The organism is Glaciimonas sp. GG7 (genome assembly GCF_052976905.1).
Map to the genome: position 1 here is coordinate 21,310 of NZ_JBRIIQ010000029.1, position 25,529 is coordinate 46,838.

The following is a 25,529-nucleotide window of genomic DNA, read 5'->3' on the forward strand; positions in this document are numbered from 1 at the left end:
TTTGTTCCCGAAAAACAGCTACTCCGCTTTTACCAACGTTTGTCGATCGCTGTACCTAGCAACGGCCTCAATTTTTCTGCGATAGCTTCTCTTGCTCTAAATATTCTGCTACGTACGGTCCCAATTGGACATCCCATAGCTTCCGCAATTTCGTCGTAGCTCAGTCCCTCAATCTCACGCAAAGTAATTGCAGTACGCAGCTCATCAGGCAAAGTCTCCATTGCAACATTAACTGTTTGCGCTATCTGCTTTGTAGCCAACAAAGACTCAGGAGTATTTATATCCCTTAGTTGCTGACCATCGTCAAAAGTTTCCGCTTCTTCAGAATTTGATTCTGTAGATGTAGGTGCCCTACGTCCTTGAGTTACCAAATAATTTTTAGCCGTATTAATGCCAATTCGATATAACCAAGTATAAAACGCAGAGTCTCCCCTGAACTGAGGGAGCGCACGATAAGCCTTGATGAAAGCCTCTTGCACAACATCCTCAGCCTCTGCCTGATCGCGCACAAGACGCGACACAAGACGCATTAGCTTACGCTGGTATTTGATTACCAATAGCTCAAATGCCTTTTTATCGCCACGTTGTACCCGCTCAACGAGCAGTTGATCAATTTCGCGTTCTGTCGTCAATCCCGATTCCCTTTGCAACATACGCGCATAACCGAATCATGGACAAAATGTAATCCAATAAGTTCAACTAATTGGCTCTTCATATACCACTTTCATTGGATTGTCTGAATCTCCGCGCGAAGCTATCCAGCGACAAGCTACAGACAAAGTCCTGAAAACATCTTCTGAAACACAATCAGGCAGTATTACCACAAACTTCATCCGCCCATCATCCAAACGAAAATGCAGTAGCAGTAAGCGAGCCCAGAGCGTAGAACCAATGAGCAAATGCACTATGGTCGAGACTTGATTAGCATTATCAATTGCTGAATTAGCTGCTATTTCTACGACACCAATTTGGCCGTTAGCATGAATAATAATGCGAACGGAATGGCGCGATCGCCTATAATTCAACCACCAATAGATACTCAATAACATACTAAAAAAACTAAGAACTACACTTACAGCAGAATCGAGTTTACCAATCACACCAAAGCCTACTAGTGCACCAATTAAGAACATGGTGAGGGCCAGGATCGTAACCATCAAAAATAAACTTACGGAAGGGAATACTTGCGCCAATACTGCAATCGACTTCATGGAGTTAGACGGCATATCAACTTCAGTCTTAGGGGTACCCATAAATATACTCAGTCGGACATCATGCAATGTCTGACTGAGTACTGAAGATACAATATCTGTTTAGACTTTGCCAAAAACCAAAGTGCCATTGGTTCCACCGAAGCCAAAAGAGTTTTTGACTGCGATTTTAATTTCCATATCTCGCGCTGTATTCGCACAGTAATCAAGATCACAATCAGGGTCTTGATTGAAAATATTGATGGTTGGCGGTGACACCTGATGGTGCAAGGCCAATATTGTGAATACCGACTCAAGACCGCCTGCACCACCTAATAAGTGACCAGTCATAGACTTTGTTGAATTAACAACCAACTTATAAGCGTGATCAGAGAAAACTGCCTTGATCGCATTAGTTTCATTTTGATCGCCCAATGGAGTCGATGTGCCATGCGCATTTAAATACTGCACCTGATCACCATTCACTCCAGCATCCTTCAGGGCAGATGCTACACAACGGCGCGGTCCATCAAGGTCGGGAGCAGTGATATGGTAAGCATCACCACTCATACCAAAACCAAGGAGTTCGGCATAAATTTTTGCCCCACGGGCTTTAGCGTGCTCATATTCTTCAAGTACCAACACACCTGCGCCCTCACCCAAAACAAAACCATCCCGATCCTTATCCCAAGGACGTGATGCAGTAGTGGGGTCGTCATTACGTGTAGATAGCGCCCGCGCTGAGGCAAAGCCACCGAGACCGAGAGGAGAAATGCTTGCTTCAGAACCACCCGCAATCATCACATCCGCATCACCATATTGAATCATCCGACCAGCTTGGCCAATGCAGTGCAAACCAGTAGTACAAGCAGTCACTATCGCCAGATTTGGCCCTTTCAGACCATATCTAATCGATAAATTACCAGAAATCATATTAATTATTGATGCAGGAATGAAGAAAGGATTGATACGACGTGGACCACGATTAGTCAACTCAACATGAGTTGCCTCAATCAACGGCAAACCACCGATACCAGATCCAATAATTACACCTATTCGCTCGGCATTTTCATCAGTAACCTCCAAGCCACTGTCTTGCATCGCCTGAATTCCTGCTGCCATCCCAAAATGGATGAAGGTATCCATATGCCGCGCCTCTTTGGCGGGCATATACTCCTCAACATTGAAGCCCTTTACTTCTCCGGCAAAATGCGTCGAAAAGGTAGAGGCATCAAACTTAGTGATGGTTGTAATCCCTGATTTTCCTGATGTGACGGCACCCCAAGCATCGGCAATAGTATTGCCGACCGGTGAAATGCAACCCAAGCCAGTTATTACAACACGGCGTTCACGTGAGCGACTCAAACAATTCTCCTCGATGCGGTCAAAGCTTAGTTATCAAGCTTTGACATGCGCCTTGGCATAATCAATAGCATTCTGAACAGTAGTAATTTTTTCAGCTTCTTCGTCAGGAATTTCCATTTCGAACTCGTCTTCCAATGCCATCACGAGCTCTACGGTATCGAGTGAATCCGCACCAAGGTCATCAACAAACGACGATTCATTTTTAATATCAGCTTCGGCTACGCCAAGTTGTTCAGCGACGATTTTTTTTACGCGTTGTTCGATATCAGACATGTGATGCCTCCAGTTATTAGGTTACAGAAAGTGCGCGCATTTTAGCAGATTTGCGCAGAGAATATTTACTTTTAGCATTGACCGTTAAGAATTAGTCAATCACTGCCAAAAGTCTTTAAAACCATTTAATTTATTTCTTCAAATCAGGTTGATGCTCAAATTATTTGCTTGAGTTAAAAAAATTTCAAAAACATTCGGCTACTTAACTCATGTACATACCGCCATTTACATGCAAAGTTGTTCCAGTAATATAACTAGCCTGCGATGATGCCAGGAAACTGACGGCAGTTGCGATGTCTTCCGCCGCGCCAAGTCGTCCCAACGGGATTTTTTCCAACAATCCCGCTGTTTGCTGCTCAGACAGAGACTGAGTCATGTCGGTATCGATAAAGCCCGGCGCCACACAATTCACAGTAATGTTACGGCTACCTATCTCACGCGCCAAAGCTCTGCTCATGCCAGAGACACCCGCTTTAGCTGCTGCATAATTCATTTGTCCTGGATTGCCAATCGAACCCACCACTGATGTAATGTTGATGATACGTCCGTGCCTAGCCTTTATCATGCCGCGCAACACTGCACGTGACAAACGAGCAACGGCAGTGAGATTAGTTAAAATCACAGCATCCCATTCGTCATCTTTCATCCGCATCGCCAACTGGTCCTGCGTAATACCGGCATTATTCACTAAAATCGATAGAGTGCCGAATTCCTTTTGGACCAGATCAACCACAGCGGTGCAAGCAGATGCATCATTAACATTGAGCACCACACCTTTACCACGATTAATCTCATCTGCATTCAGATAAGTGGTGATTGCAACTGCACCAGCCTCCGAAGTAGCAGTCCCAACCACCTTGGCACCTCGACGCGCCAGCTCCAGCGCAATCGCGCGACCAATGCCGCGTGAAGCGCCTGTGACAAGCGCGACTTGTCCTTCTAAATTTTGTATATCCGAATTTTGCATATTAGTTATATTTACTTTAGTAACGCCAACACTTTTTCCAAAGATACTTGATCGACAATATAATCGCCAATCAACTCGTTATTAATTCGTTTAGTTAAGCCAGTAAGAACCTTGCCCGGCCCACACTCAATGAAGTGCGTCACATCCTCACTCGCCATTTTTTGAACAGTCTCTACCCAACGCACAGGACTGGCAGCTTGCCGCACTAAAGCATCTTTAATTGCCCGAGCATCGCTTGGGCTTGCCACATCAACGTTATTTATCAATGCAATCTGAGGTGCGGCGAAAGCAATGTGCTCTAAATAATCGCGCAAACGATCTGACGCCGGCTTCAATAATGAAGAGTGAAATGGTGCTGAAACTGGTAATGACAAGGCGCGTTTTGCGCCTTTTAATTTTGCAGCCTCACAAGCCCGCTCAACTGCAGCCTTATGACCGGCAATGACAACTTGAGCAGGCGCATTGAAGTTAACTGCCTCAACCACCTCACCCTGAGCCGCATCAGCGCAAACTGCACGGACGTCCTCATCTGACAATCCAAGGATCGCAGCCATACCACCCTGACCAACCGGTACGGCTTGCTGCATTGCTAAAGCTCGAAAACGTACCAATGGCACCGCATCCTTAAAACTAATAACACCTGCAGCAACCAACGCAGAGTACTCACCTAAACTATGACCCGCAACCATGGCCGGCACTTTACCGCCTGCGGCTACCCAAGCCCGATAAAATGCGACCGCCGCAGTTAGCATTACTGGCTGGGTATTTGTGGTCAGATCGAGATCTTCTTTTGGTCCTTGGGCGATTAATTTACCAAGATCAAATTTTATCGCCTCAGATGCCTCCGCAACAGTATCCTGCACAATTTTATTATCAGAAAAACCAGACAACATCCCGATAGCCTGGGAGCCCTGACCGGGGAAAATAAATGCGAATTTAATCATACGGATTATGCGTCTTTATTAATTAAGTTAAAGTATAGAAATAGTGAACATCGCCTTTTTTGTCAAAGTGCTCGAACAACTATCTGACTTGCGATGAATTTACATTCTCGCCACTATAGCGCCCCATGTAAAACCACCGCCCACACCCTCCATCAATACATTATGACCAGGCTTGACCCGCCCATCCCGAACGGCTGTATCTAGTGCAAGTGGAATCGATGCCGCCGATGTATTCCCATGTTGGTCAACCGTGACGACCATACGCTCCAGCCCTAGACCGAGCTTACGAGCAGTACTTTGCATAATACGAATATTGGCTTGATGAGGAATCAGCCAATCGATTTCTGATGAAGTAATTCCGGCGATCTCCAATACCTCATTTGCGACTTTTTCCAGCACCGTTACCGCTAGCTTAAACACCGCCTGACCGTCCATATGCAAAAAGGCACTGCCCTCAACAACGCCGCTTGCAATCTTTCCCGGAACACACAAAATATTAGCGTGGCGGCCATCAGCATGCAGCTTGGTTGCCAAAATACCCGGTTGTTTTGACCCGGTCATCACAACTGCACCAGCACCGTCACCGAACAATACACAAGTGGTGCGATCTTCAAAATTCAAGATACGTGAAAATACTTCAGTACCAATCACCAACACATTCTTGTGCGTCCCCGCCTTAATGAAGGCATCTGCAATCGAAACCCCGTACACAAAGCCACTACAAACTGCCTGCACATCAAATGCAGCCCCTCCCGTAGAGATTCCGAGTTTTTGCTGCACCACGCATGCGGTACTGGGAAATCCACCCAAATAATCGGGGGTTGAAGTTGCGACAATGATTAAATCAATGTCGTTAGCTGTCATTCCGGCCATATCCAAGGCAAGCGTTGATGCTGCAACAGCGAGGTCGCTGGACTGAACATCAGGCCCAGCATAATGTCGCGCAGAGATACCGCTACGCGAAAATATCCATTCGTCGGAAGTTTCAATGCCTTTTTCAGCCAATTGGGCAGCAAGGTCTTGATTCGTAAGGCGATTAGGAGGCAAATAACTGCCCGTACCCACAATTTTGCTATAGATAGTCATGCTATTTTCTGTTGGGGTGACTCAATATTGATGGTCGCACTTGCAACTCCCTCGACCTGGACCGAAACTATCTCGGACTGCGGCATCAACTCTGCAATGGTCGTCGCAATACGCGACAGCACATCGTACTTAGCTGCATCGAATGCGCGTTGGATCGCCCACTCATACCCGTACGCATCAGCGCCACCGTGGCTCTTGAATACCAGCCCACGCAATCCGAGCAAGCTAGCACCATTGTAGCGCGATGGATTGAGGCGACGCGAAATAGCATTGATAGCGCCCCGTGCGATCAAGGCGCCAACCATATTCAAAATACTACTTTTAAATTCGGTCTTTAGTACACTTTTAACAAAACGCCCGAGTCCCTCTGAGGCTTTGAGAGTAACGTTACCAACAAAACCATCACAGACCACGATATCTGTAGTTCCCTCAAAAATATCGTTACCCTCCACATTGCCATAGAAATTAAGAACGCCTCTTTCATGGTCGGCTCGCAATAGTTCAGCCGTTTGCTTCACCATTTCATTGCCTTTGACGTCCTCTTCGCCGACGTTTAGCAAACCAACCGTGGGCTTAGGCTTGCCCTCCATGGCGGATACAAGCGCGGATCCCATTAACGCAAACTGATGCAGATGCTGAGGCTCACAATCGACGTTCGCACCAAGATCAAGCATATAGGTGGGACCATCTTTTTGGTTAGGAAGGATCGTACAGATCGCCGGACGGTCAACGCCCGGGATCGTCTTGAGAACATACCGTGAAACTGCCATTAATGCACCAGTATTCCCAGCGGAAACGCACGCACGGACACGCTCATCTTTGACCAGTTCGATCGCAATGCGCATTGAGGATTTTTTCTTACGACGCAACGCAGTTTCGACAGAGTCATCCATCGTTATCACCTCCTCTGCGTGTACTACTGAGAGACGGGGATGCGATTGGGCTTTGTGTTTTTTTAACTCAGCCTGGATTTGCTCTTCCAGGCCAACAAGTACTAATTCAGCCTCTGGTTCGCGATTAGCAAATGAAATGGCTGCAGGAACCGTAACAGATGGGCCATGATCACCACCCATACAGTCGATAGAGATTTTAATTGTCATTATTTTGATTTAGTGCCGTTTCCAACCACCATTATGGAGCAGATTTGGCTAGCTTCAAAATCACCTTGTTCAATTTTTTATCGCAAAAGAAAAGCGGCACCATCGAGAAGCTCAATGATGCCGCTTTTTAACTTAAAACGACAAATATTACTCGTCGTTCTTAGTCTTCAGAACCTTGCGACCACGATAAAAACCATTTGGGCTGATATGGTGGCGCAGGTGTGTTTCACCAGTAGTTGGCTCAATTGCCAACGGCGGTGCTACCAAAAAATCGTGAGCACGGTGCATGCCGCGCTTGGATGGGGTCTTCTTATTTTGCTGAACTGCCATGATAACTCCTGAATCTGAGATCTAAAATTTTAACATATCTGAATTTACAACATAGAAAATCCAGGATTTCTTGCCGCGTTTGGGCGCGGACTCCCTACTCATTGCCACACTTAATGCCATACCCCGTCACATCCGGTACTTCACTACCGTGGCACTTAGCGCGACAACGTTACCGCAATCCGGAATGACAATTACTACTTTCTGTTACTTCAAATTCCTTAACATCGCGAAGGGAGACTCCTTCTTGCTACTTTTAAACGCATCAACCGCGGAAGTATCAGGACAAACTGCATGTTTAGGCGATAACGGCATTGCGAGGAGCGCCTCATCTTCAACTAATTGAAGAATATCCAATCCCTTAGTACCAACAATCACATCAATCTGATCATCATCAAGCAAAGCATCGATCTCATCGGCTGCAACCTCATCTTTTGCAAGAATCAATACAGACTCCGAATCAATATCGAATGCAAAAGGGGTCAAACAACGTTGACACATTATCTGAAGTGAACCTGCCACTCCCAAAGACAACTTGGCATGTCCGCTGTGATGTGCACCACCTGTGAGAACCCAATGCAAAGTGCCCGAGTGGCTCGCTAACTCGTCTGCCAACCGCGTCAAATCGGCAACTGGAATCACACCTTCACGATGTTCTTTAAGGCGAGAAAACTCAAACGCGTCGATAACTAAAGCACTCATAGGCCAAGCGGAACCCTGAAAACCTGCGATAATAACAGCCTTTCCCCTTACTCGTCAAAGTGTTAGCGCGCTTTCGTTGAGCGGTCATTCAAAAATCGCTAAGCATCGTTCCCATGCCTTCTACGCAACAGCTTCCCAAAACAATGCGGTCCCATCTCGAACGTCAACCGCGCCTTATTTTGGGCTCAGGATCCCATTATCGCAAAGAATTATTATCTCGCCTACAAATTCCCTTTGAAGTCATGGCCCCTAACATTGATGAGACAGCGCATCCCGGAGAAACGCCCGAGACAACAGCCATGCGATTGGCAAAAGAGAAGGCCAAGGCCATTGTATTAATTGTTCCAGATGCAATCATTATCGGCTCGGATCAAGTCGCCACATTGGATGGAGAGCTCATCGGAAAGCCGGGCAACCATGAAAGTGCGTTACGACAGTTACAAAAAATGCGTGGGCAACGCGTTGTTTTTCACACCGCAATTTGTGTATGGGATGGTCGCTCAAACCATCCTGCGGAAACTACACAATTAGAAAACATCCAGTCCTTCGTCACATTTCGAAACTTACCCGATGCAGAACTAGACGCTTATTTACGCATTGAACAACCTTACGACTGTGCCGGGAGCGCAAAAAACGAAGGGCTTGGCATCGCCATCCTCGAAAAAATTGAAAGCACCGACCCGACTGCACTTACCGGACTTCCCCTGATTGCGCTAACTGGAATGCTACGTCGAGCTGGAATCGCATTTTTCACCAGTTAAGACGGCACGTACATCTCCGACACTATCGTCACTCGACGTACTTTTGTGACAACAATTACATTAGAAACAAAGGCAAGCATGGCAGGCACCCTATATCTCATTCCCAACACACTGGGAGAAACTAACGTCGAGCATGGCAACCCACTAACATCAGTTATCCCTGTAGACGTGCAAGCAATTACGGCAAAACTTGGCTATTTCATCGCCGAAAATGCCAAAACAGCGCGTGCATTTTTAAAGATAATTAATGCCTCTCACCCACTGGCCCAGTCGCTGCAAACAATTAACATCGCTGAACTGAATATCAATACACCAGCTACTGCTCTACCAGCGTTACTAGCCCCCTTACTAGCTGGTCAGGATGCCGGCCTGGTTTCTGAGGCGGGCGTGCCCGCGGTAGCCGACCCGGGCGCAAATCTGGTACGCATGGCGCATGAACACGGGATTCGAGTGCGCCCCTTGGTCGGCCCCTCATCATTGCTTCTTGCAGTCATGAGCAGCGGACTAAACGGGCAAAGTTTCGCATTCAATGGCTACTTACCTATTGACGTCGAACACCGTACAAAACGCATCAAGGCGCTGGAGTTACGCTCCCGTCAAGAAAAACAAACGCAGCTTTTTATCGAAACGCCTTACCGCAACACAGCTTTACTGGAGGCGCTTAGTACGCATTGCCAAGGGAGTACATTGATTTGCGTGGCAACTGATCTGACCTTGTCTTCGGAGGCAATCAAGACTCAAACGGCAACCCGCTGGAAAGCGGATATCGCCTTAAATAAAGGCCCCAACTTTCATAAAAAGCCAACTGTGTTTTTGATACTCGCAGAATAATTCGAAGCCAATCAAAGCCTAAGAGCTGCGCCGCCACATCAAAAAACAGCAGACAAAATGAAAAACGGCGGCAGTATTGCGCTGCCGCCGTTTTTACTTGTCTCGAAAGACATATTCTTGAGAAGTCGAAAACTTCTCGGGTCCGCATCTAAAATGCAGTAGGTGTTCGGCTACCAATTTGTCGCTCCAGTGCAAGGGGTGTATCGCCCTGAAACCGCCAATTTAATACCGAAGAAATTACTGTTGAATGGCTACCGATAGTGTGATTTCTATATTCGCCTCCTCAGATAATTATGCTTTGTGTTCCTTCACTATACGACAGGATCACGAAAGTGCAAGACGACTTACTCTGCATTTTTATAAGTCGTCTTTAAATTATCTAAATAATTAACATAATATTAACGCAACACTGGCTTTTCACTGCTCATCATCGATGAGACGACACCAGCGCCCACTGCCACACCAAATTTCTTCAGAACACGCTCAGGCAAACCTTCGCTCTTGGTGTAATCAACCACATCTTCTGCCTTGAGAATATCACGTGAGACACTTTCAACAGTACCGAACCCATCTGCAAGCCCCATATCGACAGCCTTGCTTCCAGTCCAAAACAAACCTGAAAATGTTTCAGGCGTTTCTTTTAATCGCGTGCCACGACCCTTGCGTACAACATCAATAAATTGCTGATGAATTTCGCCCAACATCTCTTTCGCGTAACCCTTTTGCGTCTCGCTCATTGGACTAAACGGGTCGAGGAAACCTTTATTTTCGCCAGCCGTTAGTAAGCGCCGCTCAACTCCAAGCTTTTCCATCAGACCTGTAAAACCAAAGCCATCCATCAGAACGCCAATTGATCCTACGATGCTAGCCTTATTGACATAAATTTTGTCAGCAGCTGCGGCAATGTAATAGCCGCCCGAAGCACACATCTCATCAACCACAACATAGAGCGGCTTCTTTGGATACTCCTTACGCAATCGACCAATTTCATCATTAATAATTCCGGCCTGAACTGGACTGCCTCCAGGACTATTGATACGCAAAATAACACCAACCGAATCGCTTGCCGCAAACGCGTTATCAAGCGCAGGAATGAGCACATTGGCAGAACCGTTACCATCAGCGTCGATTGTCCCATTGAGTTTAACCAGCGCGGTATGCCGACCAACCGTTGGCGTGTCAGCGCTTTCATAATGTGCTGCGTACCAAAATCCAAAACCGATAAGGCAAAAGGTCGCTAATTTAAAGAAAATTCCCCACCGGCGGCGCGCACGCTGTTCACGCAAAGACGCAGTCGCCAATTTTTCCAATAGCTCTCGCTCCCAACCTTCTTTTTTTGGATTTTCCATATTTTTAATATCACTTTTGTAAATTGTTATTACGCAGATTCCCACCCCGACTCACAGGGACTCGCAGACCGCAACGACAAGCAGTTATGCTCCAGGCGCATTGACATATTCATCAGGCTGCCAGAATACCTGATTATCGATTTCCTCAACCGCCAGCTTACGTAAACTCGCCCCCCGGCAAGGTCCGCCAACACATTTGCCTTTATCAGGGGTGTACACCGCACCGTGCGTGGCGCACATTAAATACAGGCCACTGGATTCAAAAAAGTCACCTTCGTTCCAATCCAACTCGATCGGGACATGCGCGCAACGATTCAAATACCCATGCACGGCATTGTTATACCGGACGACAAACGCAGTCGCCTCTTCGCCATTAACACTGACCACAAAGCGCACACCTTTACCACGCTCGATCAATTCGGATGAAGCACAAACTTGTATCAACATAGTTGTCATATTGACTTGTGACCAAATAAATACATTAACCGTTATCACTCAACCAAGTATGTAATAGCGGCACTGAACTCGCAGTAAATACCGGATGCAATGCCTTAAGCTCATTTACAGGATGCGCCCCATAGTCGACAGCGAGGGCTGTCGCACCTGCATTGATAGCCATTTGCAAATCATGCGTGGTATCCCCGATCATCACCGTGCGCCTGATATCCTGTCCTAATTCACGCGTGAGCTCTTGCAGCATGGCGGGATGTGGCTTGGAAAAAGTCTCATCAGCACATCGGGTTGCATCGAATACAGACAACAAATTAGTAGCATGCAGCGCACGATTGAGTCCAACCCTACTTTTACCGGTCGCTACTGCCAGAAAATATCCCTGTTGCGATAGATCAGCCAACATTTCCCGAACACCGTCAAAAAGCGTTAAATCCTGATCCTGCGCCAGATAATGATAACGATACCGCTCAAGTACGCGCGGATAAAGACTCGCCTCCAATCCGGGCATTGCCATTTGCAATGCCTCGGCTAATCCAAGGCCAATAACATGCGCTGCGGCTTTTCGATCCGGAACAGGTAAACCAACATCTTTTGCTGCGGCTTGAATACATTTGACAATAGTTGCGGTACTGTCCATTAACGTACCGTCCCAGTCGAACACAATTAAATCAAAACTTTTACGCGCCATATTTCTGGCAGTTAATTTGCCAGCTCCTTATAAATTCTTTAAACATAAGTAATGGAGGATGCCGATCAGCAAAAGACGAGAATGCTAATCGTTCTTTACTTCCTCTGCCAGAGCACTTGTTTGCGGCAGGCTTTTCAGAAAACGCTCGCACTCGGGAGGTAATTTGGCTTTCAACGTTACCGCCTTGCCGCTCTCTGGGTGCGTAAATGTGATCTGATAGGCATGCAAAAACATACGCTTGAATGCAATGCGCTCACCGTCAGCTTTTTGTAATGCGCGATTTAACGAAAAATCACCGTATTTATCATCGCCGACTATCGCAAAACCGCTAGACGCAAGATGTACCCTAATCTGGTGCGTACGTCCGGTTTTCAACTCCGCTTCCAGCAGTGCGAATTCGCCATAACGCCGGATCAAACTAAATATAGTATGGGATGCCTGCCCCCCCTCCTGTACACGGACCCGACGCTCACCATCTGCAGCTGTATATTTGTGCAATGGCAACTTTACATGTTGACGAGCGTTTTTCCAATCACCATGCACCAGCACCAAATAACGCTTATCGGTATCGCCATCACGCATTTGCTCATGCAAATTAGTTAACGCCGAACGTTTCTTAGCTAATAACAAAACCCCGGAGGTATCCCGATCAAGACGATGTACCAACTCCAGAAACTTCGCATCAGGACGTGAAGCCCTTAGTTGCTCAATAACACCATAACTAACGCCAGACCCACCGTGAACGGCAACACCGGCTGGCTTATCAATGACCAACAGCTGAGTATCTTCCAGCAATACTTTAAATTCCGCCCCGGGTACTGTTTTTTCGGTTTTTTCAGCCATGCGAATCGGTGGAACCCGCAAAACATCACCGGCGATTAATCGATAAGTCTGATCAATCCGCCCTTTATTTACCCGCACCTCTCCCGAGCGCAATACGCGATAAATATGACTTTTAGGTACTCCCTTGCAAATACGTAATAAAAAGTTATCAATTCGCTGACCCGACTCCTCGTCCGAGATGGTTATTAGTTGAACCTGAGGAGCAACTTCCGGTACGACGACAACTTTCTTAATTAATGTAGGTACCTCAATCACTTTGCTTTGAGGGACGGTTTTATACTTGGTCGCGGCTGGGTTCCGCGCCTGTGCCGGGCCCTGAGCTCGCCCATCACGGCGACCCTCAGTCCTTGCTCCAGAAAATCTCGCTAAGTCCTTCATTTTGAATATATAATCGTTTCACAGTAGTTGCTAAACCACTGTTGGTGTAAGAATAAAAAGACCATTCTACACAGGGGCGTCTCCACCAGCCTCGCCAATTTGCAAATTTGATGGAAAAATGTGTACGCATCATCCCTGCGCGAATCAAGGTCGCACCGTAGTTGTCATCGGATAACGCGCACGGATGTTGGACAGTATGTTTGGATGAATAGGATAAAGTCTGGCAAGACTGTCACACGCTTCAGAACGTTTGAAACGCTACGTGATGGGCTCGCTAGTTAATATGTAGTGAATATATCGCCGGTTTTTGCTGAACAAATGCTTTTTTTGAATCCCGCCACGCCGCTTACCCCAGATATCATGCTCGCGATATGTAATTGCGCCATGCAAGACACTGACATGGTGAGCGCTGGTTATATTCAGCATACCGCGATAACACTACGTACCCGCCCCGTTGTGTCCTCAGTGCCCTATTTGCGCTGACACACCAAGGCAATTCCCTCCCCCTAAACACTCCTTCCTTGCGTACATCCCTGTATTCTGCCGCTTGAATTATTGCTTAATTGCAATAATAAGCGGCATCAAAATGACCTCAGGGTCACGGAGTGAACAAAAATGAAACGCATGTTGTTTAATGCTACGCAGCAAGAAGAATTGCGCGTAGCGATTGTTGATGGTCAAAAACTCATCGACATCGATATCGAAACCACCGGACGCGAACAGCGCAAGTCCAATATTTACAAAGGTGTGATTACCCGTATCGAGCCTTCGCTAGAAGCCTGTTTCGTCAATTATGGTGAAGAGCGTCATGGCTTTTTGCCATTCAAAGAAGTTGCCCGCACCTATTTTAAAGAAGGCGTTGATGTCCGTAGCGCCTCGATAAAAGAAGCATTGCGCGAAGGCCAGGAAATCATGGTCCAGGTCGAAAAGGAAGAGCGCGGCAATAAAGGCGCCGCCTTGACCTCTTTCGTTTCACTGGCTGGTCGCTATCTGGTATTAATGCCCAACAATCCGCGTGGTGGTGGTGTATCCCGCCGCGTTGAAGGCGAAGATCGTCAAGAACTGCGCGAAACAATGGACAAGCTAGACCTGCCGTCTGGCATGTCAGTCATTGCCCGTACTGCCGGCATTGGCCGTAATGTTGACGAACTGCAATGGGACTTAAACTACCTGATGCAACTCTGGCGCGCAATCGAAGGCGCTGGCACGCAAGGTAACGGCGCGTTCCTGATCTATCAAGAGTCATCATTAGTTATCCGCGCCATCCGCGATTACTTCCAGCCCGATATCGGCGAGATCCTGATCGACACCGACGAAATTCACGAACAAGCCCAGCAATTCATGGCCCACGTGATGCCGGACATGGTTCACCGCGTTAAACGTTACCACGACGATGTTCCGCTGTTTTCCCGCTTCCAGATCGAACATCAGATCGAAACCGCCTATTCGCGCACAGTACCGCTGCCATCCGGCGGCGCAATTGTGATCGATCACACCGAAGCGCTCGTATCGGTGGACGTCAACTCAGCCCGTGCAACCCGCGGCAGCGACATCGAAACCACCGCCTTTAATACCAATTGCGAAGCCGCTGAAGAAGTTGCTCGCCAATTGCGTTTGCGCGACTTGGGTGGTCTGATTGTCATCGACTTCATTGACATGGAGAATTCGAAGAACCAGCGTGAAGTCGAAACCCGCCTCAAAGATGCACTACGCTACGATCGCGCCCGTGTACAAATGGGCAAGATTTCCCGCTTCGGCCTGATGGAATTATCACGTCAGCGCCTGCGTCCGTCGCTATCAGAAGGCAGCCATGTCACCTGCCCACGTTGTAACGGCACGGGTCATATCCGCGATATCGAATCATCCGCATTGCAAGTCCTGCGCATCATCCAGGAAGAAGCAATGAAGGAAAACTCCGCCGCCATTCACGTTCAGGCACCGGTCGATGTTGCAGGTTTCCTGCTTAACGAAAAACGTGGCGAAATTCTGAAGATCGAAACCCGTCATCGTGTGGCCGTCATTCTGATCCCGAATAAGCATCTGGAAACGCCTCACTACAAACTGGAGCGTCTGAAACACGACGATCCACGTCTTGAAGAAAGCCAGGCCAGCTACGCTATGGCAGAACAAGCCGACACCGATGTCGGCTACAACAAACTGCAAAAAATTGAAGGCAAACCGCGTCAGGAAGCGGTTGTCAAGGGCATTACCCCAGACCAGCCAGCGCCTGTCGTTGAACGTAAACCAGTTGCCGCTCCTATCGTTGCACCTGCAACTGTTGCCTCCGGTGAAGGTTTGATCGCGAAGATCATGGCATTCTTCTTCAAAAAACCAGAAACAACAGTTGTCGTGGCTCCGATCGTAACCCCGACTAAACCGAATGCACGCGAACGTAATAACGAGCGTGGTAACGACCGTAATGGTCGCGGCCAGCGTGGTCGTAGTCGTGGCGGTCGTAACCGTGACGAAGAAGGCGCTCCAACTGAAGCGCGTGAAGAAAACGCCAACAGCACTAAAAAACCTGTAGCAGTAGCCGATTTAGCCATTGCTGCGGCAGCGGAAGCTAAAACCCAGCGCCAACCACGTCCTCCCCGCGAACCGAGAGAGCCCCGCGAACCGAACGAAGCTCGTCCTGAAGGTCGCCAACGCGGTGAGCGCACTCCACGTCCTCCACGCGAAGAGCGCAAAGAAGTCGCTAGCGAAGCCAGAGAAATCGCTCCTGCAGTAGCCATTGTTGAAGCACCGGTAGCCGTCGAGATCGTCGCAGAAAAAGTCGCTGAAATAGCACTTTTCGACACAACACTACCTGAAGTCGATGGCGAAGAACCACGTCGTCGTCGTCGTCGTGGTGGCCGCAACCGTAATCGTCGGGATCGTGACGGCACGGAAACAGGCGTTGAAGGTAGCGAGCACTCCCTGGAAGAAAATAGTGACTCGACTGATAACATGGAATCTATTGCAGTTAAGCATGTTTCTATTGCCACTACTGACAATAGCCCGACTATCGCTGCAGTAACGCCAGTCAGTGTGCCGACAGTTGTTGCGCCAGTAGCAGTAACAGCAACCGAAACTACAAACGTCCAACAGAGCACCGAAGTCGAGGTAGTTCATCAGGTAGCCATAGCAGCGGCACCTGTCACGCCAAGTGCACTCTCAGCGGCTATCGCAGCGCCAATAGTGCCTCAGCACGTTATTTCCGCCGTTGAATTGACCCACACGCCAGTGGAGGCAGAAGTTGCGCCGCAAGCAATATTGGTCGAACCAGTCGCTGTAGCTATACAAGTAACTGAACCAGTCATTGCACCAACGCCAATCGCTGACGTCATAGCCGAACCTGCGATGATCGTTTTACCGACAGCAACCGAAGTACTGCCAACGGTCAGCACACCAGTCGCACCGATAGCGCCTGTAGCTGAAGTAGTTGAGGTAGCTCAGGTCCTAAAGGTCGCTGAAGAAGTTATTGCTGCACCTGTTGTACCCGTTGCACCAGTTGTAACAGCACCAATAGTTGAAGCCGTCATCCAACCGAGCGTTGCTTCACCAGCACCGGTAGCAGCCTCATCTCCCGTCGATGATCTGCAAAGTGTCCTGGCATCTGCTGGTTTGACGCTGGCAGCAACCGATCCGGCCAAACTGCGCGCAGCACAAGAAGCCGCGACAAAAATCGTCGCAGTTCCACGTGCTCCGCGTGAACGCAAGCCGCAACCGGTATTAGCAGATGAACCATTGGTTCAGATCGAAACCGAGCAGCATCGGCAATAACTCACCGACGCATCGCATAGCACCATGAGAGACTCGCTCAACACCACTTAAATGGTTCTCTTTTAGCTAGGTAGTGTTAGTTTTGAATAATTCGTCCGACCAAAAGGGAGTTGAAAAACTCCCTTTTTTATCGTCCAAAACTTCCTCAAAAATACTGACAGGACTTACGCAAAATTGTCCCGGCAAGGCAGACTTTTGATGCCAGTACTTTAGTACTGCCATGAAGGATAACGCCGCCGGGGCGATTTTGCGTAAGTCCTGACTAAGAATTTGCCTCCGTGGTATCTTCTGCACAGATTTATCCATATCCCAAATACATAGCATTTTCGAGGCATCCAGCATTTTCCAGACAGACAATATGACTAAAAAAGTCATCCCGCTTATAGATCACCGACGACTCCCGCCTGAACGTCCGACCATGATTGAAACACCAACAGGTGTCATCACGGATGCATCGGGGAGGCCGCTGCATGACTTGCGCATTTCAGTCACAGATCGCTGTAATTTCCGCTGTGTATATTGCATGCCGCGTGAAGTCTTTGATAAAAATTATGTATTCCTGCCACAGACGAGCCTGCTGTCATTTGAAGAAATTACCCGGTTAGCGCGTCTTTTTATCGCGCATGGCGTCAAAAAAATTCGTCTGACCGGGGGCGAGCCCCTTTTGCGCAAACACATCGAAAAATTAATCGGCACGCTGAGCGCGTTAAGAACACCGGACGGTCAAGATATCGATCTGACCTTGACCACTAACGGTTCGTTGCTGGCAAAAAAAGCCCAATCGCTCAAAGATGCCGGTCTGAACCGCGTCACTGTGTCGCTCGATGCCATCGATGAAACCATCTTTAAAAAGATGAATGATGCTGACTTCCCTGTCGCCGACGTTTTGCACGGACTAGATGTCGCCCATCAAGTCGGCCTGGGTCCGATCAAGGTCAACATGGTCGTCAAACGTGGTGTCAACGATCAGGAAATTATGGCTATGGCGCGCTACTTTAAGGATTCGCCATTCATTTTGCGGTTTATCGAATACATGGATGTCGGCACCTCAAACGGTTGGAAAATGGACGAGGTCGTTCCGTCCTCAGAAGTCATCCAACGCATCCAAAGCATCTTCCCGATGTCGCCCTTAGCCGCCAACTACACGGGCGAAACTGCCCAGCGCTGGCGTTATCAAGATAGTGCGGGCGAAGTTGGTCTGATTTCCAGCGTTACCCAAGCCTTCTGCAGCGATTGCAGCCGCGCGCGCCTGTCAACCGAGGGCAAGTTGTACACCTGTTTATTCGCCAGTGCCGGACATGATTTGCGTGCGCTATTGCGGGGAAATAGCAGCGATGAAGAAATCGCCACCGTCATCGGTCAGCTATGGCGCGTCAGAGATGACCGCTACTCGGAACTGCGCACACAGAATACCGATGGCCTCGCCCCACCAAGAAAAAAAGTAGAAATGTCCTATATAGGCGGATAATTCCCGGAGCCTGGTCCGCTCTTGTAACCCATTCTTGCAGCCCATTTATATAGGCCGTTCCCCCACCGCCCCCTCATTTACCGACTGCCCAAACGCCACATGCTCACCGATCACATCACAGGTCTGATCCTCGCCGGTGGCCGCGGCAGCCGCATGGGCGGTGTCGACAAAGGTTTACAAGAACTCAACGGCATCCCCATGATCGGGCACATCATCACCCGATTAGCGCCGCAGGTCGGCTCGTTAATGATCAATGCCAATCGCAATTTGACCGCCTACGCTAACTTTGGCCTCCCCGTCTGGCCAGATGAAAACGATGATTTTGCCGGGCCTCTGGCAGGCATACAAGCCGGACTGCGCCACTGTCAGACGCCATATCTGATGACGACACCATGCGATTCACCATTTCTCCCCTCAAACTTGGTTTCCACATTAGCAGCGGCATTAGAAACCACGCAAGCTGATGTAGCAGTGGCAACCATTATCGAAAATGAGATCGCCAATACGCACACTACCCCACGAGCGCAACCCGTTTTCATGCTGCTCAAAACCGAACTCATTACCGACCTGACGCAATTTTTAGACGAAGGGGGTCATAAAATCGCAAGCTGGTATCGACGCTTGCATTTCACCGAAGTCCTGTTTCCCGACCCGCTGGCATTCCGCAATATCAATACGCCCGATGAATTACGTGAAGCAAAATAAATGACAACCAAGCACTCCACTATTGAGCAGCCCGCATGGCTAACCAACGCGATCAGTTGCATCTCCGACTACGATCCCGAAGCACTACCGGTCAGCCACGCCCAAACCATCATCCGCAATTGCATCACGCCCATCCATTGCGTAGAAAAAGTAGCTATCCGCAGCGCCCTTGATCGGGTATTGGCCGCCGACATTATTTCGCCCATCAACGTCCCCGCGCACGACAACTCAGCAATGGATGGTTACGCATTCAACGGCAACGATTTGCGCACAGACGGCGAGACCCAGTTAAATGTCATCGGCATCGCGCATGCCGGACGCGCCTGGCAAGGCCCGATCGGCGCACATCAGGCCATCCGCATCATGACCGGCGCGTTGATACCCGACGGTCTCAATACAGTGATCCCGCAAGAATTCGTCAGCGTCACAAACGGAGAATCCCCCGTCATCACCATCGCCTCCGGTGCAGTAAAACCCGGTGCCAATTGCCGTCTGGCTGGCGAAGATTTGCAAATGGGTGCCGCTGCATTAAAAAAAGGACGTATTGTGCGCCCCGCCGATCTTGGCCTACTCGCCTCGCTAGGAATCGCCGAAGTCCCCGTACAACGCCGTCTGCGTGTAGCCTTCTTCTCCACCGGCGACGAGTTGCGCTCAGTCGGCGAAGTGCTCGCTCCCGGCTGCGTCTACGACTCCAATCGCTACACCCTCTATGGCATGTTGACCCGCTTAGGCTGCGACATCCTCGACCTCGGCGTCGTCCCCGACGACCCGGCAGCGCTAGAAGCCGCCTTTAAAACCGCCGCCGACAACGCCGACGCCATCATCACCTCGGGCGGCGTCTCCGTCGGCGACGCCGACCATACGCGACAAATGATGGAGCAACTAGGCGAAGTCGCTTTCTGGAAAATCGGTATGCGCCCCGGTCGCCCGCTAGCGTTTGGCAGCATCAACAGCACAGGCAAACCCGCTCTATTTTTCGGCCTTCCCGGCAATCCGGTAGCCGTCATGGTGTCATTCTATTTTTTTGCACGCGATGCCCTGCTGCATCTGATGGGCGCGCAACCGGCACCGCTCCCGCTCATGCAAGTTACATCCGCCAGCGCCATTCGAAAAAGGCCGGGGCGCACCGAATATCAGCGCGGCATATTGGCACGCCAGACAACTGGCGCATGGTCAGTGCGACCAACGGGGGCGCAGGGTTCGGGCATCTTGCGTTCAATGGCCGAAGCCAATTGCATGATCGTTCTGGCGCATGATCAAAGCGACGTCGCCGTCGGAGATCCGGTTGAAGTGATTCTGTTTGACGGTTTACTGTAAACAACCTGCTGCCTTAAGTAAAACACCTAAAAAGCATAGCAACGTCGGCAAAAAAGAAGAGCAACCCTCTACTATTTCCGACGTTCAACTTTTTGAGGTGTGTATGACGAAACGCTACTATATCTACGTCGGCGATGCCACGACCGCTGACGGCGTCGTGAAAGAAGGACTTCCCGGCAACACCTGGGATGGCCGCGCCACCGCCCACGAGGGCGACGAAATTGACTGTCGTTCCTGCGAATCCACCGGAACCATTGAATGCTCCGGCACCCGCCTTTCCAGAAAAGGCGTGCATGGCAAAGAAGCTGCGCTCGATGGCGATCTCTGCATCTGCAAATGCAAACCGCACCCACGCCTGAAAGCCTCCCAATCCCGCGCATGGACTGAAGGAGAGGCCGCGCCCACTACGATGGACTTTGGCAATGCTGAAAAAAATGCCGCCATCGGTCCGACTGGCAGCCAATACGATCAGCATTTTGTGATTCTCGATAGCGCAAGTCGGCAGCCCGTTGACAGCGTGGCCTACGCTATCGAATCCGTATCAGGCGAACACTACGACAGCGTCGATACCGATGGCAAAACAATCGAAACCTATTTCTCGTCAGAACAAGACGTGCGTTTGAAATACGCCTTACAAACACAATGGGGCGTAGATAAAAAATGAGTATTCCGATTATGGTGGCAAGGGCAACCCATTGCAGTGACCGCAAGGGCGTCAATTGTGCGATCGAGATTTTGCAGCTGCGTGATCTCCCGGACATTATGGAAAAAATGGGCTGGGACGTGGCCGCGAAGATTATGAGTCATTGGTTTTCGATGGAGACGACTTGGGTAATGCCGAACGATGTAAAAATTGGGGACATCGATCCTCTTTCCCTTAGCCCGACGCAGTATGACGACCAAATCATCAAGATGGCGTGGTTGTTGAAGTTTCCGCGTGCCGTGGAAGCTTTTAATGACGCATATAAAAATTGGGCAACAGTAAACGGATTACGAGAGCTGAAAAAAAAATTAGAGAAAGCAGGCTGGAAAGCCGGGCACATAATGCCATTTAAGCTAGGAAATCGCAAAATGTCGGCGCGTGATCTCGATAGCGTATGTCAGGTAAATTTCGAGGAATTTGGTTCAAAATTCGACGTACTGGATGAGTTGTATGGCGCAATTGGTAAAGGTATTTTTAAACTGGCCGTCGTTGGGGAGGCACGTAGTAATTGGCTGCTGCAACGGGATACGTTTGTCGTCAAGCACATCGGTATTTATCTGCGTGATACCTACGACTTCAATACTACTTCGACCTTTGAAAAAATGATTCCCCTCGGCGTATGGAGTAAAAACCGATTACTACCAAAAGCTGAGATGGCCGCTTTCATGGCGTTGTACCTAATGAAAGATAAAAGCGACATGATCAAGAAATTTCCCGGCTTAGTTCCGGTATTTAATGAAGACTTCCGGCGCTATCAGGAGCGTCATCGTGCCGGGGGCGATTTCGTCGTTTATTCAGATGTTATGTGGGTTCCCGTTCCGAAAAAAATGGAGGTAATTATTCTATGTTAAAGATGAAAAAAAGATGGCTCATTTTTATAATTATTCTCTCGCTGATGTTTTACTTAATTTATTACAAATGGCACGAAGGCACACCCTACGGTGAAAAAAAATACAGTCCGAATAAGGAGTTTTATTTCCAGCGGTACCAAGTGTGGACCATTGATGAATCGACGCCAATATTCTTATTTTTTAGGTATTACCATGCTCATGGGTACATCAGGGCATATACAGCTGAAGGAAAATTTATTGGTGAAGTTTTCACAACCCGGTTAGGAGAGGCATATGTATTCTGGATGGACGCCTATCTTAATGTCATGGATGGCGTTAATCATGACGATGAAAAAGGGTCCATTCGACTTCCAAAACGCGCGATGAAACCATGGTATTAAAGATCAAAAATGATGTTGATTTTGACCTATAAAAATATTGTGTAACCGCCTATCCTCGATGCCTTGACGGGTAAAACAAACGGTAGGCAGTTTTATGGATCAAGACAAATTAAATACATCCCGTCAAAGAACAAACAATCAAACCTCCTCATCCAACAATTGTTCCGGCTCCTTCCCCAACAACATTTGCGCAGCCTCACTCGGCAATGCCTCCACCGTCTTCAATTTCTTCGCCATTTGTCGACTACGCACTTCGGCCTGATCGATATTTTTAACAGCGCGCTCAAGATTCAATTTAGTCGCTGCCAACACATCGCCAAACTTACCGAACTCCGTTTTCACGGCCCCCAGCACCTGCCAGACTTCCGACGAGCGCTTCTCTAGCGCCAAGGTTCTGAAACCCATTTGCAAGCTATTCAATAGCGCCGACAACGTCGATGGCCCGGCGATGCTGATTCGATGTATCCGTTGCAGATCGTCCGCCAAACCCGGACGTCGCATCACCTCGGCATACAAGCCCTCTGTCGGCAAAAACAGAATCGCAAAATCGGTCGTCAGCGGCGGCGACAAATATTTTTCAGCAATCGTTTTAGCTTCGCTACGCACCGCACGCTCCAATTCACGCCCGGCCAGAGCCACGCCCTCAGCATCCGCACGATCAGCCGCGTCCGACAATCGCTCGTACTGCTCCTTCGGAAATTTAGCGTCTATCGGCATCCACACCGGCGTGTTGCCATCATCGTTGCCGGGTAACTTGATCGCAAACTCCACTCGCTCACCGCTGCCGGGTACGGTCTCGACATTTTTGGCATATTGCTCCGGCGTCAAGACCTGCTCGAGCAACATCTCAAGCTGCACCTCACCCCACGTCCCACGGGTTTTCACGTTGGTCAGCACACGCTTCAAGTCACCCACGCCAATCGCCAATTGCTGCATCTCACCCAAACCCTGATGGACTTTTTCCAGACGGTCGGAGACGATCTGAAACGATTCACCCAAGCGTTTTTCCAACGTTGCGTGCAGCTTTTCATCGACGGTCTTACGCATTTCTTCCAGCCGCAAACCGTTATCGATTTGCAGATCCTTAATCTTCGCTTCCAGCGTGGTGCGGATTTCTGTCATACGCTGCGCGTTCGATTCGGTCAGTGTCGCCAGAGCCTGATTCAATGTAGCGCCAAACCGCTGCAACGACACAGCCTGCTCTTCACGGCTAGTCTGCGCCTGTTGCATCATGCCTTGCCGCATCCCGTCGAGTTGCTGGGCATTGGTTTCATTGAGCCGCACCAACTGTTGCGCAAAGGCATCCATCTGACTATTTTGTAGCGCAGCGATACTGGTTATTTGCGCCACCAACGTCTGCTGCAACTGCCCAAAATTCACCCCGATCTCCTGCCGCGTACTTTGCGCACTGCTTTGTACCTGATCGCGCAATTCTCTGGCAGAGCGCCCGCCGACATCCTCGATGCGACGGATTAGCTCTTCTTTAAGTTGCGTCTCAACGTCACCGCCATGACCACTGCGGACAATAGCCATCACCTGAAGCGCGATGATGATCGCGAGAAGACAAAGCAAAACAATTAATTCAGTAAACGTCATGGTGTCAGTTCAAAAAAGGGCTGCATCAGCAACCCGTTAAAAAATATGCAGACCGAAAACTACGGCTTGAGTCGGTTCAACTCATCGACCGGATCGGCCTTATTACGCATCCAATCAGCAGTATCAAAGAACGACAGCATCAAGCGCTGCTGCAACGCCTCATCGAGTCCGACATCCTGCATCGCCAACGCCATACAGCGCAACCACTGATCGCGCTCGGGCGTAGCAATCGCATACGGCAAATGCCGCGCCCGCAAACGCGGATGACCAAAGCGTTCAACAAACAAATCCGGCCCGCCACTCCAGCCAGATAAAAACCAAAAAAATTTATCGCGAGAGCCATCCAACGCAGTCGGATGCAACACCCGAATAGTCGCAAAGTCAGGCTCCAGATCCATCAAATCGTAAAAACGATCAACCAACTCACGCAAGCGCACACCGCCGCCAATCAAGTCATAAATAGAAGGCGGCAGCGCATCAAGCGCTTCAATATCGGGATTTGTATGCATAGTCATGGGGCAGAATCATAACGCAATGGTGGTCGAGCAACCATAGCATCTACGGCACGAAAACCGTTTCAACAATCAAAAAACGGAATAAAACAGGAATAACAAAAAACCGTAATTTTCCGGTTGACCTGCGTTTTTTGAAAAGGTATTGTGGCGACGTTCCTCTCAAAGGAACGCAAGTTTGAAAGCTTGCTAGTCAGAACCCAGACCGCGAAAGCGGTCTGGACCTCCGTTCGCCCCTCTGGGCGGCGGTGGTAGGAAAGCCTTAGGGCTTACTGGTTTGGTTCTGACCCAGTCTTTCAATCCTGCCATTTGCCGCCCACCCCCGTTTCACAACGGGTGCAGTTCAACTGAGCTAAAGGATCGAACAATGCCCAAGACCAACACCTCCGAACAAACCCAAAACTCCCACCCCAAAAATCCCACGGATCCAAAGTCCAGTAACGACATTGACTGCGCGCAACAATTATTCATGATGGACTTCGTCGCACGCTCAACCACATTCTCTCAAGCCACCAACATTTGCCTCAACATCCTGGAGACCAACGAAGCCTACCGATCCAACCCCAATCGATCCGATGCCGATGCACACCGCCTGGCCGTCAGCGTTGATGACTGCGAAACATTGAAAACATTCTTCCTGGAGGCCATCGAACTATTCAGCGAATCGATCAAAGCAAGACCTAGAACAGATCAATGAACATAGCCGCACGCTGAGAAAAAGCAGCACATCGGCGTGCACTTAAAATTGGTTTTGAAGTCAGGCGCAGCCACAGTTGACGTTGATTTTGAAGTTGCAGGCGCAGCCACCGTTGACGTTGCAGTTGCTTTTGACCTTGCAGGCGCAGCCACCTTTGACGTTGCAGTTGCTTTTGAAGTGGCCGTTGAAGTGGCAGTTGACCTACCCCGTCATGTAACGACGCCAAATTTTTCAGCCGCCAGACGGATCAGGCTGATGACATGTTTGAGCCGAAGGCGAGT

27 protein-coding genes are annotated in these 25,529 nt (G+C 49.2%); 11 read left to right on the forward strand and 16 right to left on the reverse strand.

The window, feature by feature from the left end; all coding sequences use genetic code 11:
- Positions 1 to 29: 29 nt before the first annotated feature.
- The 10 genes from rpoE to ACVBEF_RS09445 all read right to left on the reverse strand — a co-directional run bounded on the left by rpoE (position 30) and on the right by ACVBEF_RS09445 (position 7,954).
- Positions 30 to 632, reverse strand: a complete 603-nt coding sequence (gene rpoE, locus ACVBEF_RS09400) for an RNA polymerase sigma factor RpoE (RefSeq protein WP_447123674.1) — start codon at positions 630 to 632, stop codon at positions 30 to 32.
- 63 nt (positions 633 to 695) lie between these two features.
- Positions 696 to 1,253 (reverse strand): hypothetical protein, encoded by a 558-nt coding sequence (locus ACVBEF_RS09405; RefSeq protein WP_447123675.1) that lies wholly within the window; start codon positions 1,251 to 1,253, stop codon positions 696 to 698.
- A 60-nt stretch (positions 1,254 to 1,313) separates the two neighbouring features.
- Entirely contained in the window at positions 1,314 to 2,555 is a 1,242-nt protein-coding gene (fabF, locus tag ACVBEF_RS09410; RefSeq protein ID WP_447123676.1) for a beta-ketoacyl-ACP synthase II, read from the reverse strand.
- Positions 2,556 to 2,588: 33 nt separating this feature from the next.
- A complete protein-coding gene (gene acpP, locus ACVBEF_RS09415) occupies positions 2,589 to 2,828 on the reverse strand; it encodes an acyl carrier protein (RefSeq protein WP_447123677.1) in 240 nt (79 codons plus the stop codon).
- Between the two features lie 202 nt (positions 2,829 to 3,030).
- Positions 3,031 to 3,795: a 3-oxoacyl-ACP reductase FabG gene (gene fabG / locus ACVBEF_RS09420; RefSeq protein ID WP_447123678.1), complete on the reverse strand. Its 765-nt coding sequence runs from the start codon at positions 3,793 to 3,795 to the stop codon at positions 3,031 to 3,033.
- 11 nt (positions 3,796 to 3,806) lie between these two features.
- Positions 3,807 to 4,739, reverse strand: a complete 933-nt coding sequence (gene fabD / locus ACVBEF_RS09425) for an ACP S-malonyltransferase (RefSeq protein ID WP_447123679.1) — start codon at positions 4,737 to 4,739, stop codon at positions 3,807 to 3,809.
- A 99-nt stretch (positions 4,740 to 4,838) separates the two neighbouring features.
- Positions 4,839 to 5,825, reverse strand: a complete 987-nt coding sequence (locus ACVBEF_RS09430; protein WP_447123680.1) for a beta-ketoacyl-ACP synthase III — start codon at positions 5,823 to 5,825, stop codon at positions 4,839 to 4,841.
- Complete coding sequence (plsX, locus tag ACVBEF_RS09435; protein ID WP_447123681.1) at positions 5,822 to 6,925, reverse strand: phosphate acyltransferase PlsX; 1,104 nt, start codon at positions 6,923 to 6,925, stop codon at positions 5,822 to 5,824. Before plsX ends, ACVBEF_RS09430 begins: the two co-directional genes overlap by 4 nt.
- 147 nt (positions 6,926 to 7,072) lie before the next feature.
- Entirely contained in the window at positions 7,073 to 7,255 is a 183-nt protein-coding gene (rpmF, locus tag ACVBEF_RS09440) for a 50S ribosomal protein L32 (RefSeq protein ID WP_014006864.1), read from the reverse strand.
- A 204-nt stretch (positions 7,256 to 7,459) separates the two neighbouring features.
- Positions 7,460 to 7,954 carry a YceD family protein gene (locus ACVBEF_RS09445; protein WP_447123682.1) on the reverse strand — a complete coding sequence of 165 codons (495 nt, stop codon included), beginning with the start codon at positions 7,952 to 7,954 and terminating at the stop codon, positions 7,460 to 7,462.
- A gap of 113 nt (positions 7,955 to 8,067) precedes the next feature.
- Between ACVBEF_RS09445 and ACVBEF_RS09450 the strand changes: the two genes are divergently transcribed.
- Both ACVBEF_RS09450 and ACVBEF_RS09455 read left to right on the forward strand, forming a co-directional pair.
- Positions 8,068 to 8,715: a Maf-like protein gene (locus tag ACVBEF_RS09450; protein ID WP_447123683.1), complete on the forward strand. Its 648-nt coding sequence runs from the start codon at positions 8,068 to 8,070 to the stop codon at positions 8,713 to 8,715.
- A gap of 78 nt (positions 8,716 to 8,793) precedes the next feature.
- Complete coding sequence (locus tag ACVBEF_RS09455) at positions 8,794 to 9,546, forward strand: SAM-dependent methyltransferase (protein WP_447123684.1); 753 nt, start codon at positions 8,794 to 8,796, stop codon at positions 9,544 to 9,546.
- Between the two features lie 398 nt (positions 9,547 to 9,944).
- Here ACVBEF_RS09455 and ACVBEF_RS09460 read toward each other — a convergent pair whose 3' ends face one another.
- From ACVBEF_RS09460 to ACVBEF_RS09475, 4 genes are all read right to left on the reverse strand, one after another.
- Positions 9,945 to 10,895 carry a S49 family peptidase gene (locus tag ACVBEF_RS09460; RefSeq protein ID WP_447123685.1) on the reverse strand — a complete coding sequence of 317 codons (951 nt, stop codon included), beginning with the start codon at positions 10,893 to 10,895 and terminating at the stop codon, positions 9,945 to 9,947.
- An 84-nt stretch (positions 10,896 to 10,979) separates the two neighbouring features.
- Entirely contained in the window at positions 10,980 to 11,351 is a 372-nt protein-coding gene (locus tag ACVBEF_RS09465) for a Rieske (2Fe-2S) protein (protein ID WP_447123686.1), read from the reverse strand.
- A gap of 25 nt (positions 11,352 to 11,376) precedes the next feature.
- Positions 11,377 to 12,036 (reverse strand): HAD-IIIA family hydrolase, encoded by a 660-nt coding sequence (locus tag ACVBEF_RS09470; RefSeq protein WP_447123687.1) that lies wholly within the window; start codon positions 12,034 to 12,036, stop codon positions 11,377 to 11,379.
- A gap of 84 nt (positions 12,037 to 12,120) precedes the next feature.
- Positions 12,121 to 13,257 (reverse strand): RluA family pseudouridine synthase, encoded by a 1,137-nt coding sequence (locus ACVBEF_RS09475; RefSeq protein ID WP_447123688.1) that lies wholly within the window; start codon positions 13,255 to 13,257, stop codon positions 12,121 to 12,123.
- A 615-nt stretch (positions 13,258 to 13,872) separates the two neighbouring features.
- Between ACVBEF_RS09475 and ACVBEF_RS09480 the strand changes: the two genes are divergently transcribed.
- The 7 genes from ACVBEF_RS09480 (at position 13,873) to ACVBEF_RS09510 (ending at position 22,443) form a co-directional block, all read left to right on the forward strand.
- On the forward strand, positions 13,873 to 17,019 hold the full coding sequence (locus ACVBEF_RS09480) for an Rne/Rng family ribonuclease (RefSeq protein WP_447123689.1): 3,147 nt from the start codon (positions 13,873 to 13,875) through the stop codon (positions 17,017 to 17,019).
- Positions 17,020 to 17,377: 358 nt separating this feature from the next.
- A complete protein-coding gene (gene moaA, locus ACVBEF_RS09485) occupies positions 17,378 to 18,487 on the forward strand; it encodes a GTP 3',8-cyclase MoaA (protein ID WP_447123690.1) in 1,110 nt (369 codons plus the stop codon).
- 99 nt (positions 18,488 to 18,586) lie between these two features.
- On the forward strand, positions 18,587 to 19,192 hold the full coding sequence (gene mobA, locus ACVBEF_RS09490) for a molybdenum cofactor guanylyltransferase MobA (RefSeq protein ID WP_447123691.1): 606 nt from the start codon (positions 18,587 to 18,589) through the stop codon (positions 19,190 to 19,192).
- A complete protein-coding gene (moeA, locus tag ACVBEF_RS09495; RefSeq protein ID WP_447123692.1) occupies positions 19,193 to 20,509 on the forward strand; it encodes a molybdopterin molybdotransferase MoeA in 1,317 nt (438 codons plus the stop codon).
- A 103-nt stretch (positions 20,510 to 20,612) separates the two neighbouring features.
- Complete coding sequence (locus ACVBEF_RS09500; RefSeq protein WP_447123693.1) at positions 20,613 to 21,173, forward strand: PAAR domain-containing protein; 561 nt, start codon at positions 20,613 to 20,615, stop codon at positions 21,171 to 21,173.
- Positions 21,170 to 22,063: a DUF6402 family protein gene (locus tag ACVBEF_RS09505; protein WP_447123694.1), complete on the forward strand. Its 894-nt coding sequence runs from the start codon at positions 21,170 to 21,172 to the stop codon at positions 22,061 to 22,063. Before ACVBEF_RS09500 ends, ACVBEF_RS09505 begins: the two co-directional genes overlap by 4 nt.
- Entirely contained in the window at positions 22,057 to 22,443 is a 387-nt protein-coding gene (locus tag ACVBEF_RS09510) for a hypothetical protein (RefSeq protein ID WP_447123695.1), read from the forward strand. Before ACVBEF_RS09505 ends, ACVBEF_RS09510 begins: the two co-directional genes overlap by 7 nt.
- Positions 22,444 to 22,581: 138 nt before the next feature.
- Here the strand turns inward: ACVBEF_RS09510 and ACVBEF_RS09515 are convergent, their stop codons facing one another.
- Positions 22,582 to 24,039, reverse strand: a complete 1,458-nt coding sequence (locus ACVBEF_RS09515) for a DNA recombination protein RmuC (protein ID WP_447123696.1) — start codon at positions 24,037 to 24,039, stop codon at positions 22,582 to 22,584.
- A gap of 59 nt (positions 24,040 to 24,098) precedes the next feature.
- On the reverse strand, positions 24,099 to 24,548 hold the full coding sequence (locus tag ACVBEF_RS09520) for a group II truncated hemoglobin (RefSeq protein WP_447123700.1): 450 nt from the start codon (positions 24,546 to 24,548) through the stop codon (positions 24,099 to 24,101).
- Positions 24,549 to 24,918: 370 nt separating this feature from the next.
- On the opposite strand from ACVBEF_RS09520, the gene ACVBEF_RS09525 reads away from it, so the two are divergent.
- Entirely contained in the window at positions 24,919 to 25,248 is a 330-nt protein-coding gene (locus tag ACVBEF_RS09525) for a hypothetical protein (protein ID WP_447123697.1), read from the forward strand.
- Positions 25,249 to 25,284: 36 nt separating this feature from the next.
- Positions 25,285 to 25,529 (forward strand): hypothetical protein (locus ACVBEF_RS09530; RefSeq protein WP_447123698.1); only part of this gene is annotated, 245 nt, incomplete at its 3' end.

Bases quoted from the DNA above. Each gene is read 5' to 3' on its own strand.
- ACVBEF_RS09510 (WP_447123695.1), top strand. From the start codon at position 22,057: ATGTTAAAGATGAAAAAAAGATGGCTCATTTTTATAATTATTCTCTCG.
- ACVBEF_RS09520 (WP_447123700.1), bottom strand. From the start codon at position 24,548: ATGCATACAAATCCCGATATTGAAGCGCTTGATGCGCTGCCGCCTTCT.
- ACVBEF_RS09450 (WP_447123683.1), top strand. From the start codon at position 8,068: ATGCCTTCTACGCAACAGCTTCCCAAAACAATGCGGTCCCATCTCGAA.
- ACVBEF_RS09505 (WP_447123694.1), top strand. From the start codon at position 21,170: ATGAGTATTCCGATTATGGTGGCAAGGGCAACCCATTGCAGTGACCGC.
- ACVBEF_RS09475 (WP_447123688.1), bottom strand. From the start codon at position 13,257: ATGAAGGACTTAGCGAGATTTTCTGGAGCAAGGACTGAGGGTCGCCGT.
- ACVBEF_RS09470 (WP_447123687.1), bottom strand. From the start codon at position 12,036: ATGGCGCGTAAAAGTTTTGATTTAATTGTGTTCGACTGGGACGGTACG.
- ACVBEF_RS09430 (WP_447123680.1), bottom strand. From the start codon at position 5,825: ATGACTATCTATAGCAAAATTGTGGGTACGGGCAGTTATTTGCCTCCT.
- plsX (WP_447123681.1), bottom strand. From the start codon at position 6,925: ATGACAATTAAAATCTCTATCGACTGTATGGGTGGTGATCATGGCCCA.
- ACVBEF_RS09460 (WP_447123685.1), bottom strand. From the start codon at position 10,895: ATGGAAAATCCAAAAAAAGAAGGTTGGGAGCGAGAGCTATTGGAAAAA.
- ACVBEF_RS09525 (WP_447123697.1), top strand. From the start codon at position 24,919: ATGCCCAAGACCAACACCTCCGAACAAACCCAAAACTCCCACCCCAAA.
- ACVBEF_RS09455 (WP_447123684.1), top strand. From the start codon at position 8,794: ATGGCAGGCACCCTATATCTCATTCCCAACACACTGGGAGAAACTAAC.
- acpP (WP_447123677.1), bottom strand. From the start codon at position 2,828: ATGTCTGATATCGAACAACGCGTAAAAAAAATCGTCGCTGAACAACTT.
- ACVBEF_RS09445 (WP_447123682.1), bottom strand. From the start codon at position 7,954: ATGAGTGCTTTAGTTATCGACGCGTTTGAGTTTTCTCGCCTTAAAGAA.
- ACVBEF_RS09515 (WP_447123696.1), bottom strand. From the start codon at position 24,039: ATGACGTTTACTGAATTAATTGTTTTGCTTTGTCTTCTCGCGATCATC.
- rpmF (WP_014006864.1), bottom strand. From the start codon at position 7,255: ATGGCAGTTCAGCAAAATAAGAAGACCCCATCCAAGCGCGGCATGCAC.
- moeA (WP_447123692.1), top strand. From the start codon at position 19,193: ATGACAACCAAGCACTCCACTATTGAGCAGCCCGCATGGCTAACCAAC.
- ACVBEF_RS09405 (WP_447123675.1), bottom strand. From the start codon at position 1,253: ATGGGTACCCCTAAGACTGAAGTTGATATGCCGTCTAACTCCATGAAG.
- ACVBEF_RS09465 (WP_447123686.1), bottom strand. From the start codon at position 11,351: ATGACAACTATGTTGATACAAGTTTGTGCTTCATCCGAATTGATCGAG.
- fabG (WP_447123678.1), bottom strand. From the start codon at position 3,795: ATGCAAAATTCGGATATACAAAATTTAGAAGGACAAGTCGCGCTTGTC.
- moaA (WP_447123690.1), top strand. From the start codon at position 17,378: ATGACTAAAAAAGTCATCCCGCTTATAGATCACCGACGACTCCCGCCT.
- fabD (WP_447123679.1), bottom strand. From the start codon at position 4,739: ATGATTAAATTCGCATTTATTTTCCCCGGTCAGGGCTCCCAGGCTATC.
- ACVBEF_RS09480 (WP_447123689.1), top strand. From the start codon at position 13,873: ATGAAACGCATGTTGTTTAATGCTACGCAGCAAGAAGAATTGCGCGTA.
- mobA (WP_447123691.1), top strand. From the start codon at position 18,587: ATGCTCACCGATCACATCACAGGTCTGATCCTCGCCGGTGGCCGCGGC.
- ACVBEF_RS09500 (WP_447123693.1), top strand. From the start codon at position 20,613: ATGACGAAACGCTACTATATCTACGTCGGCGATGCCACGACCGCTGAC.